Annotated in this window: 18 protein-coding genes; 10 read left to right on the top strand and 8 right to left on the bottom strand. The window is 70.4% G+C overall.

Annotation, left to right across the window (positions count from 1 at the left end; translation table 11 throughout):
* Positions 1–52 precede the first annotated feature (52 nt).
* Both ACYVGD_RS04320 and ACYVGD_RS04315 read left to right on the top strand, forming a co-directional pair.
* Entirely contained in the window at positions 53–847 is a 795-nt protein-coding gene (locus ACYVGD_RS04320) for an LGFP repeat-containing protein (RefSeq protein WP_460741758.1), read from the top strand.
* Positions 847–1,545 (top strand): hypothetical protein, encoded by a 699-nt coding sequence (locus tag ACYVGD_RS04315; RefSeq protein ID WP_460741750.1) that lies wholly within the window; start codon positions 847–849, stop codon positions 1,543–1,545. The genes ACYVGD_RS04320 and ACYVGD_RS04315 overlap by 1 nt, the downstream gene beginning before the upstream one ends.
* A 171-nt stretch (positions 1,546–1,716) precedes the next feature.
* On the opposite strand, the gene ACYVGD_RS04310 is transcribed toward ACYVGD_RS04315, so the two are convergent.
* The gene (locus tag ACYVGD_RS04310) at positions 1,717–1,962 is read right to left on the bottom strand and encodes a hypothetical protein (RefSeq protein ID WP_460741749.1); all 246 of its coding nucleotides are present in this window, start codon (positions 1,960–1,962) and stop codon (positions 1,717–1,719) included.
* Positions 1,963–2,317: 355 nt separating this feature from the next.
* On the opposite strand from ACYVGD_RS04310, the gene ACYVGD_RS04305 reads away from it, so the two are divergent.
* The 3 genes from ACYVGD_RS04305 to ACYVGD_RS04295 all read left to right on the top strand — a co-directional run bounded on the left by ACYVGD_RS04305 (position 2,318) and on the right by ACYVGD_RS04295 (position 6,019).
* The gene (locus ACYVGD_RS04305; protein WP_460741748.1) at positions 2,318–3,475 is read left to right on the top strand and encodes an IS30 family transposase; all 1,158 of its coding nucleotides are present in this window, start codon (positions 2,318–2,320) and stop codon (positions 3,473–3,475) included.
* A gap of 149 nt (positions 3,476–3,624) precedes the next feature.
* The gene (locus tag ACYVGD_RS04300) at positions 3,625–4,269 is read left to right on the top strand and encodes a class I SAM-dependent methyltransferase (RefSeq protein WP_460741757.1); all 645 of its coding nucleotides are present in this window, start codon (positions 3,625–3,627) and stop codon (positions 4,267–4,269) included.
* Position 4,270: 1 nt separating this feature from the next.
* On the top strand, positions 4,271–6,019 hold the full coding sequence (locus ACYVGD_RS04295) for a TM0106 family RecB-like putative nuclease (protein ID WP_460741747.1): 1,749 nt from the start codon (positions 4,271–4,273) through the stop codon (positions 6,017–6,019).
* A 93-nt stretch (positions 6,020–6,112) separates the two neighbouring features.
* Here ACYVGD_RS04295 and menD read toward each other — a convergent pair whose 3' ends face one another.
* The 4 genes from menD to ACYVGD_RS04275 form a co-directional block, all read right to left on the bottom strand.
* Complete coding sequence (gene menD, locus ACYVGD_RS04290) at positions 6,113–7,741, bottom strand: 2-succinyl-5-enolpyruvyl-6-hydroxy-3-cyclohexene-1-carboxylic-acid synthase (protein ID WP_460741746.1); 1,629 nt, start codon at positions 7,739–7,741, stop codon at positions 6,113–6,115.
* The gene (locus ACYVGD_RS04285; protein WP_460741745.1) at positions 7,738–8,700 is read right to left on the bottom strand and encodes an o-succinylbenzoate synthase; all 963 of its coding nucleotides are present in this window, start codon (positions 8,698–8,700) and stop codon (positions 7,738–7,740) included. The genes menD and ACYVGD_RS04285 overlap by 4 nt, the downstream gene beginning before the upstream one ends.
* Positions 8,697–9,128 (bottom strand): universal stress protein, encoded by a 432-nt coding sequence (locus ACYVGD_RS04280; RefSeq protein WP_460741744.1) that lies wholly within the window; start codon positions 9,126–9,128, stop codon positions 8,697–8,699. The genes ACYVGD_RS04285 and ACYVGD_RS04280 overlap by 4 nt, the downstream gene beginning before the upstream one ends.
* 70 nt (positions 9,129–9,198) lie before the next feature.
* Entirely contained in the window at positions 9,199–10,179 is a 981-nt protein-coding gene (locus tag ACYVGD_RS04275; RefSeq protein WP_460741743.1) for a hypothetical protein, read from the bottom strand.
* A 77-nt stretch (positions 10,180–10,256) separates the two neighbouring features.
* Here ACYVGD_RS04275 and ACYVGD_RS04270 point away from each other — a divergent pair, with 77 nt between their 5' ends.
* The 5 genes from ACYVGD_RS04270 to ACYVGD_RS04250 all read left to right on the top strand — a co-directional run bounded on the left by ACYVGD_RS04270 (position 10,257) and on the right by ACYVGD_RS04250 (position 14,053).
* Positions 10,257–11,354, top strand: coding sequence for an AMP-binding protein (locus ACYVGD_RS04270; RefSeq protein ID WP_460741742.1), 1,098 nt, complete (start codon positions 10,257–10,259; stop codon positions 11,352–11,354).
* Positions 11,351–12,238, top strand: coding sequence for a 1,4-dihydroxy-2-naphthoate polyprenyltransferase (locus ACYVGD_RS04265; protein ID WP_460741741.1), 888 nt, complete (start codon positions 11,351–11,353; stop codon positions 12,236–12,238). Before ACYVGD_RS04270 ends, ACYVGD_RS04265 begins: the two co-directional genes overlap by 4 nt.
* A gap of 30 nt (positions 12,239–12,268) precedes the next feature.
* The gene (locus ACYVGD_RS04260; protein WP_460741740.1) at positions 12,269–12,526 is read left to right on the top strand and encodes a PLD nuclease N-terminal domain-containing protein; all 258 of its coding nucleotides are present in this window, start codon (positions 12,269–12,271) and stop codon (positions 12,524–12,526) included.
* Between the two features lie 322 nt (positions 12,527–12,848).
* Positions 12,849–13,325 (top strand): hypothetical protein, encoded by a 477-nt coding sequence (locus ACYVGD_RS04255; RefSeq protein ID WP_460741739.1) that lies wholly within the window; start codon positions 12,849–12,851, stop codon positions 13,323–13,325.
* Positions 13,326–13,405: 80 nt separating this feature from the next.
* Positions 13,406–14,053 (top strand): PRC-barrel domain-containing protein, encoded by a 648-nt coding sequence (locus ACYVGD_RS04250; protein WP_460741738.1) that lies wholly within the window; start codon positions 13,406–13,408, stop codon positions 14,051–14,053.
* 347 nt (positions 14,054–14,400) lie between these two features.
* Here ACYVGD_RS04250 and ACYVGD_RS04245 read toward each other — a convergent pair whose 3' ends face one another.
* The 3 genes from ACYVGD_RS04245 to ACYVGD_RS04235 are packed head-to-tail and all read right to left on the bottom strand — an operon-like array spanning position 14,401 to position 16,306.
* Positions 14,401–15,024 carry a CbiQ family ECF transporter T component gene (locus ACYVGD_RS04245; protein ID WP_460741737.1) on the bottom strand — a complete coding sequence of 208 codons (624 nt, stop codon included), beginning with the start codon at positions 15,022–15,024 and terminating at the stop codon, positions 14,401–14,403.
* Positions 15,021–15,719: an energy-coupling factor ABC transporter ATP-binding protein gene (locus tag ACYVGD_RS04240; protein WP_460741736.1), complete on the bottom strand. Its 699-nt coding sequence runs from the start codon at positions 15,717–15,719 to the stop codon at positions 15,021–15,023. Before ACYVGD_RS04240 ends, ACYVGD_RS04245 begins: the two co-directional genes overlap by 4 nt.
* Positions 15,716–16,306, bottom strand: coding sequence for a biotin transporter BioY (locus ACYVGD_RS04235; RefSeq protein ID WP_460741735.1), 591 nt, complete (start codon positions 16,304–16,306; stop codon positions 15,716–15,718). The genes ACYVGD_RS04240 and ACYVGD_RS04235 overlap by 4 nt, the downstream gene beginning before the upstream one ends.
* Positions 16,307–16,377 lie beyond the last annotated feature (71 nt).

Below are 16,377 nucleotides of genomic sequence, written 5' to 3'. Positions count from 1 at the left end.
CTATCCCCGGACCGACGCGCCCACACCGCCATCGACCGCTACACCCTCATCTGTGAAGAGCCGGATAACTAGGATCCTTACTACAGCGTTGCTTCTGCCCCTCGTTGCGGCCACCACGTTCATCAGTCCGCCCCCGGCGCAGGCCGAAACCACCGTCACCTTCACCTGCGGGCTACGCAACTATGGCTGTTACTCGCACAATGGGGGGGTCTCTATCTATGTTGGCCCGCCCGGGGCCCACACGATCGCGGGCCTGATCCGAGACAAGTATCAGTCCACCGGGTGGGAAAATGGGTTCCTGGGTTATCCGACCAGCAGCGAGTTCTGTCACCTGCGCGACGGGGGGTGTGGGAACAGGTTCGAAGGGGGACTGGTACTTTACAGTCAGGCCACCGGAGCGCATTACGTACGTGGCCTGATTGGCGACAAGTACGCCTCGATGGGATGGGAGAACTCGTCTTACGGATACCCCACTTCAGATGAGTTCTGCGGGCTCACGCGAGGGGGTTGCGGGCAACATTTCGAGAACCATCAAAACGGTTCAATCTACTGGTCTCCGGGGTCAGGGGCGCACTCGGTGCAAGGGCTCATCAAGGACGCTTGGGCTGGTGCAGGGTGGGAGAACAGTTGGACGGGATACCCGATCAGCGATGAGATGCCCGAGGGCGATGGACGAATCTCGAAGTTCGAGTACGGGTTCATCTCTTGGCACCCCGCTACCGGGATCTACGGCGAGGGGTACCTCGACAGCGCACGCAGCGACCGGACGTCAGCCGTGCCGAGGATCGGCACGCCACCCCCCGCTCCTGAACTTGAGAGGATCCGAGCGGCGGCCGGACGCCGATGATGGACGAGCGCCCCGCTGATCTCACGCCCTGGCCCGATGTCAACGAACGCATCACCATATGGGCCAATGAGCGGGCCTCGCTGAAACGTGAGGCCCGCGCAGATCAGGCGTCCTACCCTGCTCTCCTCGACAAGGCTCACGGCTGGGTCCGGAGCAAGGAGTCCGACCTGGTCATCCAAGCCAGGACAACAGCCTGCACGATCGCCAGCAAGTCCGAAGACCCCGAGACCGTCAACAGCGCGCTGGAGCTGTTCACCTCCAGCCTCCACATCCCCGTCAACGCCCCACCTCAGAGCGAGAAGTACCTCGACTACAGCTTTTGGGGCGTGGAATGGACTGACGTCCGCCTCGACTGGAGCGGCGTCACCTTCGACAACGCATGCATCGGGATCGAAATGAGCCAGGTGACCGGCTCGATCATCGACCTCAGCGGCACCACGTGGAAGAACGGAGCGGTGATCGCGTTCGGCGCCACCGTGTGCGAACGCAGCCAGTTCCGCTTCGTCGACGCACATTTTGAAGGGAACCAAGGCATCGGCGTCGCCCGCTCACACCTTCACGACTGCCGCATCGACCTCACCGGAGCCACAGGACTTCCACTTCGCGCCGTTACAACCAGCTTCGACAACACCCAGATCGTCCCGACCCCCGACGGCGAGCCCACTCCCGGACGATTTCTCAAATGCAGATGGGCATAGACCCGCCAAGGTTGCAGAGCCATCACCCTCGGCCTGCTCGAACAGCAAGGGATTGCCAGATGTCCAGTCCGGTCACGCCGCCGCTGGTCCATAACCACAATTGCGAGACAGCCACTCAACAACAGTGCGTCTGCCTTTGCAGTTCCGTGCAACACCAGAGCCGCGTGGTTCCTAGGCTCGGGACGGTGCGTGCGGCTCGTTCGATGTCTGCTGCAGTGGGTGGCCAAGCGGACAGCCCAGCATCTCTGCGCAGGTCGGTCTGATCAGTCGCTCGAAAAAATCGAGAGTATGACCGGCGGCCACGAAGAAGCTCGTGATCAAGGCCATGGTGGCCGCCGGTTCCCTCGGGTCCTTCTTGTCCTGGTCCTCCTCATCGTCGTCATCATTGTGGTTGCGCTTGTTCGTGGCTGCGTTCATACGCACCCTCCGTTTCTGGACGTCTGGCGTCCCTCGGGAGGGGGGCACTAACCACTTTAAGGGCGGTGTCTCCCGCTGTCGCCTGCGCATCCACAGGTTTCTGAGAGATCCTCAGAAAAAATGCTCATATACGAGGAAACAGGCCCGAATGTGATGTTCATCATCACCAGATACAGACCGAAGAGGACCGCCACGAGCGCGATGAGCGCGGCAGCAGAACTCAAAGCCTTGCCCAAGCGGTCCAAGTAGAGCGAGACCAGAGCCGCCACCAAGTCACTACGGAACGGGCGGATTCAAGCGGTCAGCGCAACGAGTCCTGTGAGATGAGGCAGTCACTGTTCACAGGAGGATTCAGATGCAGGGCAAGCACGGTCATCTCAGCCGGGAGCAGAAGCAGCTGGCGCTTAGGCTCCACGCGAGGGGTTGGCGGCTGGTCGACATCGCCCAAGAGATCGGCTGCAGCGCGCCGATGGTTGGGATCATGGCCCGCACCGGCAGGCACGTCGACGCACAGCCGTTCGGCTGGGAGCCACGCCAGGGTTGCCTGACGATTGACGAGCGCGAGCAGATCCTGGTGGGGATCAATCGTGGCGACACCTTCACCGCGATCGCCGAGCACCTGGGGCGTGCGGTGTCGACTGTCAGTCGTGAGGTGAAGCGTGGCGGGGGTCGCTGCGGCTACTCGGCATGGCATGCGCACGAACGTGCTCGCGATCAAGCGCGTAGGCCGAAGCCGTTCAAGCTCGCGTCGGGTCGGCTGCTCGAGGAGGTCGCCAGCCGACTGGAGCAGTTGTGGTCGCCGCAGGAGATCGCGGCGCGCCTACGGTTGGATTACGCCGATGATCCGGAGATGCGGGTGAGCCACGAGACGATCTATCAGTCCCTGTTTGTCCAGGGCCGAGGCGCGTTGCGCCGCGAGTTGGCGCGGTGTCTACGCTCCGGAAGAGCGGCCCGCAAGCCCCGCGGCACCACTGATGGTCGCGGCCGTATCCCCGGCATGGTGATGCTTAGCGAACGCCCCGCAGAAGCCGACGACCGCGCCGTGCCCGGGCACTGGGAGGGCGATCTCATCCTTGGTGAGGGCAGCCGCAGCGCGGTGGGGACGCTCGTCGAGCGCTCGACACGAATGACGCTGCTTCTGCACCTCCCAGATGGCAAGAGCGCAGAGCAGGTCGAGGCAGCGATGCGCGCCGCGATCAGCAAGCTGCCATCCTCGTTGACGCGCACGATCACCTGGGACCAGGGCGCGGAGATGTCGCAGCACGCCGCGTTCACCACCGCCACGGGTATCCCGATCTACTTCTGCGATCCGCACTCGCCCTGGCAGCGCGGGAGCAACGAGAACACCAACGGTCTGATTCGCCAGTATCTACCCAAGGGCACCGACCTGAGCATCGTCAGCCGGGAGGAGTTGGACGCGATCCAGGACAGCCTCAACGGACGCCCACGCAAGACTCTGGGCTATCTGACACCATCAGAGAAACTCGCAGAGTTCCTTGCGCTCACCGCTTGAATCCGCCCTGGTGAACACCCCCATCGTTTCCCAGTTCGGCCCCGTCGCTCCGAGAAGCACCTCGTGTCGGTGCCATCCCCTAGTCTGTGGACGTGCCGAAGTCCGATCACCGTGCCACCCTTGCCAAGCGCCGCGCCGATGTCGCGGCCATGTTCGACGGGGTCGCGCGCCGCTACGACCTGATGAACGGCCTGATGACCGGGGGTCTCCACCTCGCGTGGCGCCACGCCACCGTCGCCGCCGTCGACCCGAAGCCGGGCGAGAAGGTCCTCGACCTCGCCGCCGGCACGGGCGTGTCGACCCAACCGTTCGCCGACGCCGGCGCGACCGCGATCCCGTGCGACCTGTCGCTCGGCATGCTGAAGGTCGGCAAGGAGCGCCTGCCCCGGCTTCCGTTCATCCAGGCCGACGCGCTGAACCTGCCGTTCGCCGACGCCGCGTTCGACGCGGTGACGATCTCCTACGGGCTGCGCAACTTCGAACACACCGTCGACGCGCTCGCCGAGATCCGCCGCGTCACCCGGCCCGGCGGGCGCATCGTCGTGCTCGAGTTCTCCACGCCCGTGGTGCCCCTGGCCGCGCCGGTCTACAAGAACGTCGTCCTCGGCGCCATCCCCCACCTGGCCCGAGCGTTCGCGTCGAACCCGGCGGCGTACGTCTATCTCGCCGAGTCCATCGCCGCGTGGCACGACCAGCAGACCCTCGCCGGGCTGATGGCCGAGGCCGGCTGGCGCGGCGTCGAGTGGCGCAACCTCACCGGCGGCATAGTCGCGCTCCACCGGGCGGTCGCCTGACATGTCGGTCGGCGGTGACGCGCGGCCCGACGTCGTCCTGGACGCGTACGCCGCCCGCACGTGCGCGGTCAAGACCTGGAACCGGTTCGCGCCCGGGGTGGAGGTCCCCCGTCCCAGCGAGGAGATCGACAAGGCCTCCGGTGACGAGGCCCTCCGCGAGGGCTTCGACGGGGGCCAGTCGTTCACCGACATCGTGCTGGCCGACCTGCTGGCGCGCTGCCCGGGACCGGTCACCGACCTGCGTGGGTTGGCCGAGCAGCCCTGGGCGCGGCAGGAGCAGGAGTGTTCGGCGGCGATGGACCGGGGGGACGCCGTCATCATCGGCGGTGTCCTGCCGCTCGACCTCGACGGCCACCGCTCCGGCCGCGCGACGTTCTGGGTGCGGGGCGCCGACACCGCCGACGGGCGGCCCGGCTACCACCCGGTGGTCGTGAAGCGGCGCCTCCAGACCGAGAAGAGGCAGTCGGGCCGCGAGACCCACTGGGCCGTGCCCGTGTCGACGCTCGACCGCCCCTCCCCCGACGACGCGACCGAGTGGCCCGACCGCACGATCCGCACCGGCCGCGACGGCGACCTCCTCCAGCTCGGCCACTACTGGCGTCTGCTCGAGGCCGCCGGCCGCGCCCCCCGCAACCGCCTCGGCGGCATCGTCGGGACCGACATGCGACCCGACGACGACCGTTTCATGATCGCCTGGGTCGACCTGGCCGAACCCCTGATCCGGACGTTCTCGCGCTCCAGCGAGACCGGCTGGCGGCTGCGTACCGTCCTCGAACGCTACGACCACGAGCACGACTTCCGCGTCCGCGTCGCCGAGAACGCACTCACCGGCGGCGACCCGCTCGTCCTGCCCATCCGCAACCGCGAGTGCGATTCCTGTGACTGGTGGGAGGTCTGCCGGCCCACGCTCGGCGAGGACGACCTCTCGGTCCGCATCGACAAGGCCCCCCTCGACGTCCGCGAGATCCAGGCGCTGCGCCGCCTCGGCGTACGCACGATCACCGACCTGGCCGCCGTCGACCTCGACGCGCTCAAGCCCGACTACCTGCCCGAGGTCCGCCACCGCGACCGCGCCGAGCAGCGCCTCGAGACCGCCGCCCACCGGGCGCGGCTCATGGTCGACGAGGTCGACCTGGAACGCATCTCCACCGGCCCCATCGACATCCCCGGAGCCGACCTCGAGATCGACTTCGACATCGAGACCGCCAGCGACGAACGCGTCTACCTGTGGGGATTTCTCGTCAACGACACCCGCACCGATGACCCGCCGCGGTTCGTCGCGTTCAGCCGCTGGCACGACATGTCGCGCGACGAGGAGGGCGAGCTCGCCGTCGAGGCGATGACGTGGCTGCGATCGCTCGTCGAGTCCGACGCGACGGTGCGGGTCTACCACTACTCCAGCTATGAGGTCGTACGCCTGGGCCAGGTCGCCGCAGCCTATGACCACCCGGTGCTCGACTGGGCGCTGACGTACGCACGCTCGGAGTTCGTCGACCTGTTCCAGACCATGAAGGACCACTGGTTCGGCGCCCGCGGGCTCGGGCTGAAGGTGGTGGCGCGGCTCGGTGCGGGCTTCGAGTGGCGCGACGAAGACGCGGGCGGTCTCAACTCGCAGGCCTGGTACGACGAGGCCTGCCACGGTGCCACCGACGAGGCCCGGGACGCGGCGCGGCGACGCGTGCTCGAGTACAACGAGGACGACGTACGCGCCACCTGGCAGCTCCGCGACTGGCTCCGCGGCCAGGACTGATCCACCCCCTCCCAGATCCCCGCACGCCCCGCCCCGAACCCCAACTTGTGCCCAAACACGCTCGAGCTGGTCCGCGGGAGGCGCGGGAGGGGGTCAGGCGTCCGTGCCGAGGCCGCGGATACGGGCGTCGAGGGCGCGGCGGTCGGTGCGCTCGATGGGCACCTCGACGATCGACGTGCCGCGTACGGGCTCGGCGAGCAGCGCGGCCAGTTCGTCGCGCGACGCGGCCTTCGCGTACGCCCAGCCATACGCCTGTGCCAGCGGCTCCAGCGCCACCCCGGTGGGCGTGCCGAAGACGCGCTCGAAGGAGGCCGCGTGCTCCGGCGCACCCTGTTCCAGGGTGTGGAAGATCGAACCGCCGTCATCGTTGGCGACCACCACGCGCAGGTCGGGGCGCCGCTCTTGAGGTCCCACGAGCAGGCCGCCGACGTCGTGCAGGAACGTCAGGTCACCCATCAGCGCGGTCGTCGGCAGGCCGGAGCTGAGCGCGATGCCCTGCGCGGTGGCGATGGTGCCGTCGATGCCGGCGAGGCCACGGTTGGCGTACGCGGGGAACGGCTCGGCGGGGACCGGCGCGAGGTCGAGGTCGCGGATCGGGTTGGACGAGCCGGCGACGAGCACCGAGGGCGCGGACGCGACGACCTCCGCGGCGACCACCGGGCCGGTGAGGCCGACGGCGAGTACCTCGTCGAGGCGTGCGGACAGCTCTGCGTCAGCGGCGGCCCAACGCTCGCGCCAGTCGGTACGCGACGGCTTGGCGGTCACCCCCGGCACGATGACCGCGTCACCGCGCGGCACACCCCACGAGGCGGTGCCCGCGACGACGACGAGCTGGACGTCGGCCCGGGTCAGCAGCGATGACACCGGCCGCGAGAGCGTCGGGTGACCGAACACGACCACGCGACGGATCTCCTTGCCCAGTCGCGTGCCGAGCACCAGGCGGTAGGTGCGCACGGCATCATCGCAGCGGGCGTTCGACGTCGGCTCGGCCAGCAGCGGCAACCGGGCGTCTGCGGCGAAGGTGCGCGCACGCTCCCCGATCGCAGGCGACGCGTCGCCGACGAGCACCACGGTCGGCACGTCGCCGTGCAGGGCGTACGCGTCGTCGGTGACCAACGGCGGGTGGACGTGGCTCGCGATCGCGGGCGCGTGAGCGGGGCCCTTCGCCACCAGCGGCGGGGCCAGCGACACGTTGAGGTGGACCGGACCGGGGTCGCGGGTGAGCGTGCCCGACGCTAGCGCCGCGAGCCGGGAGACCTGGAACGACCACGTCGACGGGTCGCCCTCGCGGTCGGAGATGCGCGCGTCGCCACGCACGAAGCCGCCGAACAGCCGCACCTGGTCGGTGGTCTGGTTGGCCCCGGTGTGGAGCATCGACGACGGCCGGTCGGCCGACACCACCATCAGCGGCGCGCCGGAGTGGGCGGCCTCCATGACGGCGGGCAGGAGGTTGCCGACGGCCGTGCCCGAGGTGGTGATGACGGGCACGACGGGGCGTACGTCGTCGTCGACGTCGGGCAGCTCGCGGGCGAGCCCGAGCGCGAGGAAGCCGGCGGCCCGCTCGTCGATGCGGACGTGGAGCTCGATCGCACCCTCGCGCGCCGCCTCCTCGAGCGCCAGCGCCAGGGGTGCCGAGCGGCTCCCGGGGCACAGCACCGCGTGGCGGATCTCCAGCGCGCGCAGCGTCTCGACGATCGTGCGGGCGCACTGCGTGGCACTCATCGGGCCTCCAGCCGTCGGGTCGTCTCGTCCAGGCGCGTACGCCAGCGCGCGGCCTCGGTGTCGTCCGCGGCGGTGCGCGCGAGGGTCTCGGGCGTGGGCTCGACCGGGCGCACGGGCAGCGTGCCGTCGACGGCGACGAGCGAGTCGTCGACGACGTCGTCGACCAGCAGGGCACGGGTGTTGAGCCCGCACGCGTACGGCAGCTCGGGAAGCGCTGCAGCGAGCGCGACGCCCGCGGCCAGCCCCACCGAGGTCTCCAGCGCCGACGACACGACCACCGGAAGGCCGAGGTCGTCGGCGAGCTGCAGGCAGCGGCGTACGCCACCGAGGGGCTGGACCTTCAGCACCGCGACGTCGGCGGCCTCGAGGTCGCGTACGCGCTCGGGGTCGCCGGAGCGACGGATCGACTCGTCGGCGGCGATCGGCACGCCGATGCCCTTCCGCGCCAGCGTGCGGCGCAGCGTCGCGAGGTCGTCGACGGCCATGACGGGCTGCTCGGCGTACTCGAGGTCGTACCGCGCCAGCTCCCGCAGCGCGGTCTCGGCGTACTCGAGGTCCCAACCGCCGTTGGCGTCGACGCGTACGCGCCCACCCGGCCCCAGCGCATCGACCACGGCCTCGACGCGCGCGAGGTCGTCGGCGAGCGTCTGCCCGGGCTCAGCGACCTTGATCTTGGCGGTCCGGCAGCCGGAACCGGCGGCGATGGCGTACGCCTTCTCGGGGCCGACCGCGGGGATCGTGCAGTTCACGGGTACGAGGTCGCGCACCGGCTCGGGGAAGCCGAGGTCGGCGGCCTCGTGCGCGGCGGCGAGCCACGGGACGATCTCGTCACCGTGGTAGTCGAGGAACGGGCTCCACTCGGCCCAGCCGGCCTCACCGCGCCACAGCACGCCCTGCCGGCGCTCGATGCGGCGGAAGCGCGTGGTGAGCGCGATGTCGTAGGTGTGCAGGGCGCTCACTTGACCCGGGTGACCAGGACGTCGCACTGCGCGTGCTGGACGAGCTGTTCGGAGACCGAGCCGAGCAGGAGCCGGTCGAATCCGCCGAGGCCGCGGTTGGCGACCACCAGCAGCGAGGCGTCCTTCGACGCCTCCACGAGCACGCGGGCGGGCTTGCCCTCGACGACCTTCAGCTCGACGGTCACGTCGGGGTGGGAGGACAGCAGCGGGGCGAGGTCGGCCTCGAGGCGTCGGCGCGTGTAGGCCTCGAGCTCGTCGATGGTGGGCACGGACCCGAACGGCAGGTCGTCGGGCCAGTCGCTCTGGCGCAGGCCGAACACGCGGACGACGACGACATCCTCACCCATCGCGGCGGCGACCCGCAGGGCCTTCTCGACCGCAGCCTGGGCGTTCTTCGAGCCGTCATGGCCCACGACGATTCCGGACATCTCGACCTCCTTGGATGGTGTGGACGATCCTATCCGTCACCCGGCGGGGCGTGTGGGCACGGGCCCGGGCTCACAGCGGGTTCCCCTTCTCGTCGAGCTCGACGGAGCTCCACTGCCGCGAGTCCTCGACCCGGTAGACGAGCTTTCCGTCGCGGCGCTGCAGGATCCCCTTCCACGAGTCCGGTCCCGCGCCGAGGCGCGTACGCCCCTTCTCTACCACCGCGTGGTCGTAAGCGGACAGCGGGAACAGGTTCGGCGGCACCGGCGCCGGGTCGTCCCGGACGGTCAGCGAGAACGCGTCGCGCTGCGCCTTGCCCCGGTGGAGGCTGGCGTACGCCGGGTCGGCGTCCTTCGGCCCGAATCGGGCGTCCCACGGCGTGACAACGCTGGCGTTCGAGGCGTGGACGAGGACCTGGCTGACCTCGGTGACACCGCCGAGCTCGGCCAGCTCCCGCACGGCCGTGGCCACGTCGGAGGCCCGGTTGAGGTCGAGCGCCGGGACGGGCCGGTACGCCGGGTCCACCTGCACGCCGCGCGGACCGTGGTGGGTCATGTAGGCGGCGGTGCCGATGGCGGGCCCCCACGTCTGCTCGGGCGACACCTCGAGGTGGAACATCCCGTCGTCGACCTCGGGATGGGCGGCCTTGAGGCGGGGCAGCAGGGTGGGCCACGAGTCCAGCGCCCAGCCGTCGACGTCGATCGGCCGCCGGTCGGGGTGGTCGCGCTCCTGCTCCTTGAGGACGTCGCCGGTCAGCGTCACCCTGCTGGTGGCGTACGTGACCTCGATCCGGTCGTGCCGCACGGCCAGCGCGTACCGATCGCCCCCGCCGACGTGGTCGTGGATGCGGCGCAGCGCCGCCGGGATCGACCCGGGCGCCTCCCAGGCCGACGCCCCGCTGGGCGGGGGCGGTGGGTACGGGTAGGGCCCCCGCAGGGTCGGCGTGGATGAGGGCGGGTTGCCCGGTGCACGCCACGGGAACACGCAGGCGGTCAGCGCGTGGGCGCCTGCGGCTGCTGCGGCGACCAGCAGGCCGCGGCGGGTGATGGTCATTCCTCAACGGTAGGAAGTCACGGGTTCACGTTCGCGAAGATCGGGCGCCCGTGAGGCGGGCGGCGTACCCTCACCCCGTGCCGATCTCCGCCCTGTCCGTGCTCGACCCGCGCTTCCTGGACGCGTTCGCCGCCGCGCTCGACGGCGGCCCGACGCTCGCGCCGCTGCCCGGCGACGACCGGTCCGCCGCCCCCGTGCGCGCGATGCTCGCCGCCGACGACGACCCCGGAGACGCGGCCCTGATCGTGGCGACGTCGGGCTCGACGGGCACGCCGAAGGGCGTACGCCTGTCCGCGGCCGCGATCCGCGCCTCGGCCGAGTCAACGCACCGCTTCCTCGGCGGCCCCGCCGACTGGACACTGTGTCTGCCGCTGCACTACGTCGCCGGCGCCATGGTCGCCGCCCGCGCCCACGTCGCCGGCACCCGCCTGGTCCAGGTCCGCCCGGACCTCGCGGGACTTCCCACGCCGACCACGCCCGCGTACGTGTCGCTGGTGCCGACCCAGCTCGCCCGCGCGCTCGACCACCCCGCCCGCACCGAGGCGCTCGCCGCCCACCGGGCGGTGCTGCTGGGTGGCGCGGCCGCCGCACCCGACCTCCTCGCCCGCGCCCGCGACGCCGGGATCACCGTGGTCACGACCTACGGCATGTCGGAGACGTCGGGCGGCTGCGTCTACGACGGGACACCGCTCGACACGACCACCGTCACGCTCGACGACACGGGCCGGATCGACCTCACCGGTCCGATGGTGTTCTCCGGCTACCACGGCCGACCCGACCTGACCGCCGAGACGCTCGTCGACGGCACGGTCCGCACCCGTGACCGCGGCGAATGGGTCGACGGCCGGCTGCGCGTCCTCGGCCGCATCGACGACGTCGTGGTCTCGGGCGGCGTGAACGTCGACCTGGCCGCACTTGAACGCCTGCTGAAGCAACACCATCCCGAGGCGGTCGTGGTCGGCGTGCCCGACCCGGAGTGGGGTACGCGCATCGTCGCCACCGGACCGATCGACCTGCCGCTGCGCGAGCTGCGCACCCGCCTCGACGTCGACGGCCCGGCCCGGCCGCGCGGACTCCTGCGCCTCGATTCGCTTCCGCTGACCTCCAACGGGAAGATCGACCGTCAGGCCCTCGTCGCGGCCTGGGAGTCGACCACCGACAAGGAGATCTGGTGAGCACGCTGTCCGACTGGGTGGAGGGCGCCCGCCCGCGAACGCTGCCCGCCGCGCTGTCGCCCGTCCTCGCCGGCTCCGGCGTGGCCCACTGGGCCGGCGGCTTCGACCTCGGCATGGCGGTGCTGGCCTTCGTCGTCGCGCTGGCCCTGCAGATCGGCGTGAACTTCGCCAACGACTACTCCGACGGCATCCGCGGCACCGACGAGGAACGCGTCGGGCCGATGCGGCTGGTCGGGTCGGGCGCCGCGAGCCCGAAGGCCGTCAAGACCGCCGCGTTCACGTGCTTCGGCATCGCCGCCGTCGCCGGGCTGGCGCTGACGCTCTGGTCGGGCCACCACTGGCTGATCGCCGTCGGCGTGATGTGCATCCTCGCCGCCTGGTACTACACCGGTGGCAAGAAGCCCTACGGCTACATGGGTCTGGGAGAGGTGTTCGTGTTCGTGTTCTTCGGGCTCGTCGCCGTGTGCGGCACCGCGTACGTGATGCTCGACCGCGTACCGCTCGCCGCTGTGTGGAGCGCCTGCGCGATCGGCTTCCTCGCGTGCGTGATCCTCGTCGCCAACAACCTGCGCGACATCGCCGGTGACGTCGAGGCCGGCAAACGCACGCTCGCCACGCGTTTGGGCGACCGGGGTACGCGCCGGTTCTTCGTGGGGCTGCTCGCCGCCGCCGCGGTTGCGGTGGTCGCGACGGCGCTGGCCAGCACGCCATGGGCGCTGCTGGGCCTGGTCTTCGTCCCGGTGGCGGCGCCCGCGACCGTACGCGTGCTCCGCGGCGCACTGGGCCCCGACCTGATCCCCGTGCTGAAGTCGACCGGCTTCGCCGAGCTCGCCTGCGCGGTCGGGCTGCTGGCTGGTCTCGTGTTGGCCGGCCTCGCGGGCTGAACGCGACCACCACCGGCCTACACTCGCCCCATGGGTCGCGTACTGGCTGTCGTCGTCGTCATCTGCCTGACGATCTTCTGCGTCGTCGAGGTCGCCCAGGCCTCCCCCGACGAGGTACGCCGCGCCCCCCGCTGGCTGTGGGCGGTGGCGGTGATCTGCCTGCCGTTGGTGGGCTCGCTGGCCTGGCTGGCGCTGGGCCGCCCGAACGCCGAGTCGATCGCCGAGGCCGAGCGTGACCGTCATCCCTCCGCTCCCGACGACGACCCCGACTTCCTGCGCAGGCTGTGACGTTCCACCCGTGCGGCTACGCTACGTGCGCCGTAGACGACTCGAACCCCAGAGGACGTGATCCCATGCGACGCATCGCTGCCCTGGCCGTCGGCCTGACCCTCGCCGTGACCGCGTGCGGAGGTGACAGGGCCGCCCAGGAGCCGCCGGAGGAGAGCATGCCCCCCGAGACCTCGTCGCCGGCGCCGGCCACCAGCGAGGCACCCACCTCGACCGGCGAGCCGACCCCGGGCCAGCCCGGCCAGAGCGGGCAGCCGGGCAGACGTCGCCCGGCCAGACGGCCCCCGAGAAGCTCGACGACGCGCTCCTGCAGCCCGCCGACATGACCGGCTGGGAAGCGACCGAAAGCCTCGGTGACTACGCCGAAACCACGGTCGACCCCGAGGCGTGCACGGCGCTGCACCACGCGACGATCGGCAAGGTCGCCTCCGACATGGGCGCCACGAAGGCCTACACGAAGGAAGACCTGTTCTTCCAGGAATACCTCGAGGTCGTCGACAAGGGCGCCGACACCGTCGCCGAGGTCGAGAAGATGGTGGCCTCGTGCACGGCGTTCACGATGGTCGACCACGACGAGCGCACGCCCGTGACCGTCGCGAGGTTCGACGCACCGGGCATCGGCGAGAAGTCCGTCGGCGTGAAGCTGACGATGCAGGGCGAGGCGCCGGTCGACCTGCTGGTCGTCGTCGCCGGCTCGAAGGACGTCGTCATGACCACCACGCTGCAGGGCGAGAACACTCCGCAGCCCCAGGCGGTAGAGCTCGCGAAGAAGTCGATGGAGCGGCTGAAGAAGATCTAACGCGACCCGCTGGCGGGTCGCGTCCGCGGCCTGCTTGACTGGTGACGAGACCGGTGGCCCTGACGAGACTGGAGGACCCGATGACCGACAACAGCGCCCTGTACGAAGCTCTTGCCTCGGCGAAGGTCGTGGACGAGAACGGCAAGGAGGTCGGCGAGGTCGGCCAGCTGTTCCTCGACGACCAGACCCACAAGCCCAGCTGGGTGACGGTGAAGACCGGGCTGCTCGGAGGCAAGGAGTCGTTCGTGCCCTACGAGGGCGCCGACTACCACGACGGCCAGATCCGGGTTCCCTACAGCACCGATTTCATCCATGGCGCCCCGTCCGTCGGCCCCGACGGCCACTTGGGCCGTGAGGACGAGGACAAGCTGTACGCCTACTACCGCATCGACGCCACCCGTGCTGACGCCCGCGACCAGAGCGACCCGATGCACGACATGGTGCCGCCCTCGCAGCGCGACACCGACGGCGCCCTGTTCAACAACACCGCCGGCTTGACGGAGCCGCGCCCGGTCGAGGCCGAGCGCACGAGCGACGCCGACGGCGGCATGGACAAGCCCGTCGTCCCCGCCGCAGCGGCGATCCCGCCCGAGGTTGGCGCCGAGGGTCCCTCAGTGACCGCCCGCCAGGGTGACGGTACGCCGGGCTTCCGTGGCGAGCAGGGCCTCAGCGGTCAGGGCTCGTCGAAGCAGGACGTCATGCGCTCGCCGGAGCAGGACAAGATCTGATCCGTCCGCAGACGGAGCGACCACGGTCGGGGCGCGCAGGTGCCCCGACCGTGGCAATTCTCCGGCCTTCAGCGGAGGTTCCGAACGAGTGGTTTGCGAAGGTGCGGAGCGCGCTGAATCGGCGAAAAGTTCTGCTCGGCGCGCCGCCCTAGGGCATCTGGAGGCAACTCTCTGATGATTTGGCACGGGTCCCTCAAAGGGCTTCGGGGGCCAGCCACGACCCGCGACCACCCCACCACTTCAATCCCACGTACCCGCGTGGTCCACAGGGGAGACCCACGCGTCGCTTCAACGCCTCACCGCCCTGGCACTCCGCTCCCCCGCAGGCACTCCGCTCCCGCGCGGGCTCAGTCGTCACCCTCGCCGAGGCCGCGCGCGGCGAGCGCATCGCCGGTGGCCTGGGCGTAAGCCACGGCGTCGACGACCACCGGAGTGACGCGGGCGAGCATGTTGCGCTCGAGCCCGCGGGCGCGGGCGGCGTCGCGCACGTCGTCGAACGAGCCGAGCAGGTAGGGCACCGAACGCAGCATGAGCGCGGCGGCGAGGCCGACGCGCTCGGGGTCGACACCGACCACCCGCAGCGGCCGCACCACGGTCACGAGGGTGTCGAGCAATGCCGGCACGGGCGAGGTCAGGGTCAGGGCGCGGCTGGAGTACAGGCAGCCGATCACGTTGGCCGCGACCAGCGCGCCCTCGACCCACGAGGTCCAGAACAGCTGCGCGACGAACAGCACCGCCAGCACGACCAGCAGCGACCACGGGATCCACAAGGCCCGGCGCACGGGCAGGCGGGCGGCCAGCAGGCCGACCACCACCACGGCGCAGACGGCCGCGGACACGGCCAGCGAGCGGGGCACCACCATCAACAGCGAGACCAGCAGGACGCCCAGCATCTTGGCGCCCGTGGGCGTGCGGTGCAGGAAGGAGGTGCCGGGGACGTACAGGCCGAACAGCTCGTGCTGGGCGCTCATCGCATGAGCTCCCGGTAGTGGGCGATCGCGTCGGCCGCAGGCCCGTCGAAGACGAGGCGTCCACCGTCGACGACCAGGGCTCGGTCGGCGTCGGCGGCGAAGTCGAGGTCGTGGGTCGAAAACACGACCTGCTGGTCGAGCCCGGCGAGGGTGTGCCGCAGGCGCTCCCGGTTGCGCAGGTCGAGCAGCGTCGTGGGCTCGTCGGCCACGACGACGGCCGGTTGTACGGCGAGCACGGCGGTCAACGCGACCTGTTGGCGTTCGCCGCCGGACAGGTCGTAGATCGACTGCCGCGCCACTGGTCCCAGCCCGCGCGCCTCCAGCAGGGCGTACGCGGCGGCCTCCCGCTCGCGCCGGCCGCGTACGCGCTTGCGCAGCGACAGCTCGACGTCTTCCAGGGGCGTGGGCATGACGAGCTGGGACAGGGGGTCGGTGAACACGAACCCGACGCGGCGGCGTACGGCCCTCACGTCGTCGAGGGTGTCGTGGCCGTCCACTACGACCCGACCGCGGGTTGGCCGGACGAGACCGTTGAAGAGGCGCAGCAGCGTCGACTTGCCCGACCCGTTGGCGCCGATGACGGCGATGCGGCGCTCGGCGAGCGTCACGTCGACGCCGTCGAGGAGGGTCTTGCGGGTGGGCGTGCCGAAGGTGAAGTCCTCGACGTCCACCCCGACGCCGCGCAGCTCGATCACGCGCCGGCGGGCTCCGGGTCACGGACGGTGTCACCGCGCAGCAGGGCCGGGAAGGCCTTGTGGACGCTGACGGCGATCGCCGCGGCGGCCAGGTTCTTCAGCACGTCACCGATCCAGAAGCCCAGGTCGGTGGCGAACGCCTTGGCGAACGGCATGTGGGCGTTGACCATCAGGCCGGCGATGCCCATGGGGTGGACGATGATGAAGCTCGCGGCCAGGCCTGCCAGGAACAGCCAGACGTAGCGCGGGCCACCACGCCGGATGAACAGGTACGCCAGGCCGCCCGCGATCGCCGCCGCGATCGGGAACGACAGCAGGTAGCCGGCCGATGGCTTGGCCAACACGCCGATCCCGGAGGTGAACTTCGCGAACACCGGCAGGCCGACGAAGCCCAAGACGAGGTAGAGCAGCGTGGCGAGGAAGCCGCGCAGCGGCCCCAGGCACAGGCCAGCGGTCGCGACGCCGAGGGTCTGCAGCGTGATGGGCACCGGCCCGATGTCGAACCCCGGCACGAGCGAGAACGCCGTGATCAGGGCGGCGAAGACGGCCACGAGCGCGAGGTCGGTGGCGGTGGAGCGACGGTGCATGGTTTCCCTTTCAGCGTTTGAACAGTGTTCAACCAGACAGAGCATAGTGCGTAGGTGCCGGTGGGTGCGCA

The sequence above is a fragment of the Mariniluteicoccus endophyticus genome (assembly GCF_054780035.1).
Note: the sequence above shows the minus strand (reverse complement) of the source record. Positions and strands in the feature narration are given on the sequence as shown.

What these genes read in the sequence shown, in the direction of transcription:
- ACYVGD_RS04315 (WP_460741750.1), top strand. Translation starts at nt 847, where the DNA reads ATGGACGAGCGCCCCGCTGATCTCACGCCCTGGCCCGATGTCAACGAA.
- ACYVGD_RS04310 (WP_460741749.1), bottom strand. Translation starts at nt 1,962, where the DNA reads ATGAACGCAGCCACGAACAAGCGCAACCACAATGATGACGACGATGAG.
- ACYVGD_RS04305 (WP_460741748.1), top strand. Translation starts at nt 2,318, where the DNA reads ATGCAGGGCAAGCACGGTCATCTCAGCCGGGAGCAGAAGCAGCTGGCG.
- ACYVGD_RS04300 (WP_460741757.1), top strand. Translation starts at nt 3,625, where the DNA reads ATGTTCGACGGGGTCGCGCGCCGCTACGACCTGATGAACGGCCTGATG.
- ACYVGD_RS04295 (WP_460741747.1), top strand. Translation starts at nt 4,271, where the DNA reads ATGTCGGTCGGCGGTGACGCGCGGCCCGACGTCGTCCTGGACGCGTAC.
- menD (WP_460741746.1), bottom strand. Translation starts at nt 7,741, where the DNA reads ATGAGTGCCACGCAGTGCGCCCGCACGATCGTCGAGACGCTGCGCGCG.
- ACYVGD_RS04280 (WP_460741744.1), bottom strand. Translation starts at nt 9,128, where the DNA reads ATGTCCGGAATCGTCGTGGGCCATGACGGCTCGAAGAACGCCCAGGCT.
- ACYVGD_RS04275 (WP_460741743.1), bottom strand. Translation starts at nt 10,179, where the DNA reads ATGACCATCACCCGCCGCGGCCTGCTGGTCGCCGCAGCAGCCGCAGGC.
- ACYVGD_RS04260 (WP_460741740.1), top strand. Translation starts at nt 12,269, where the DNA reads ATGGGTCGCGTACTGGCTGTCGTCGTCGTCATCTGCCTGACGATCTTC.
- ACYVGD_RS04255 (WP_460741739.1), top strand. Translation starts at nt 12,849, where the DNA reads ATGACCGGCTGGGAAGCGACCGAAAGCCTCGGTGACTACGCCGAAACC.
- ACYVGD_RS04250 (WP_460741738.1), top strand. Translation starts at nt 13,406, where the DNA reads ATGACCGACAACAGCGCCCTGTACGAAGCTCTTGCCTCGGCGAAGGTC.
- ACYVGD_RS04245 (WP_460741737.1), bottom strand. Translation starts at nt 15,024, where the DNA reads ATGAGCGCCCAGCACGAGCTGTTCGGCCTGTACGTCCCCGGCACCTCC.
- ACYVGD_RS04235 (WP_460741735.1), bottom strand. Translation starts at nt 16,306, where the DNA reads ATGCACCGTCGCTCCACCGCCACCGACCTCGCGCTCGTGGCCGTCTTC.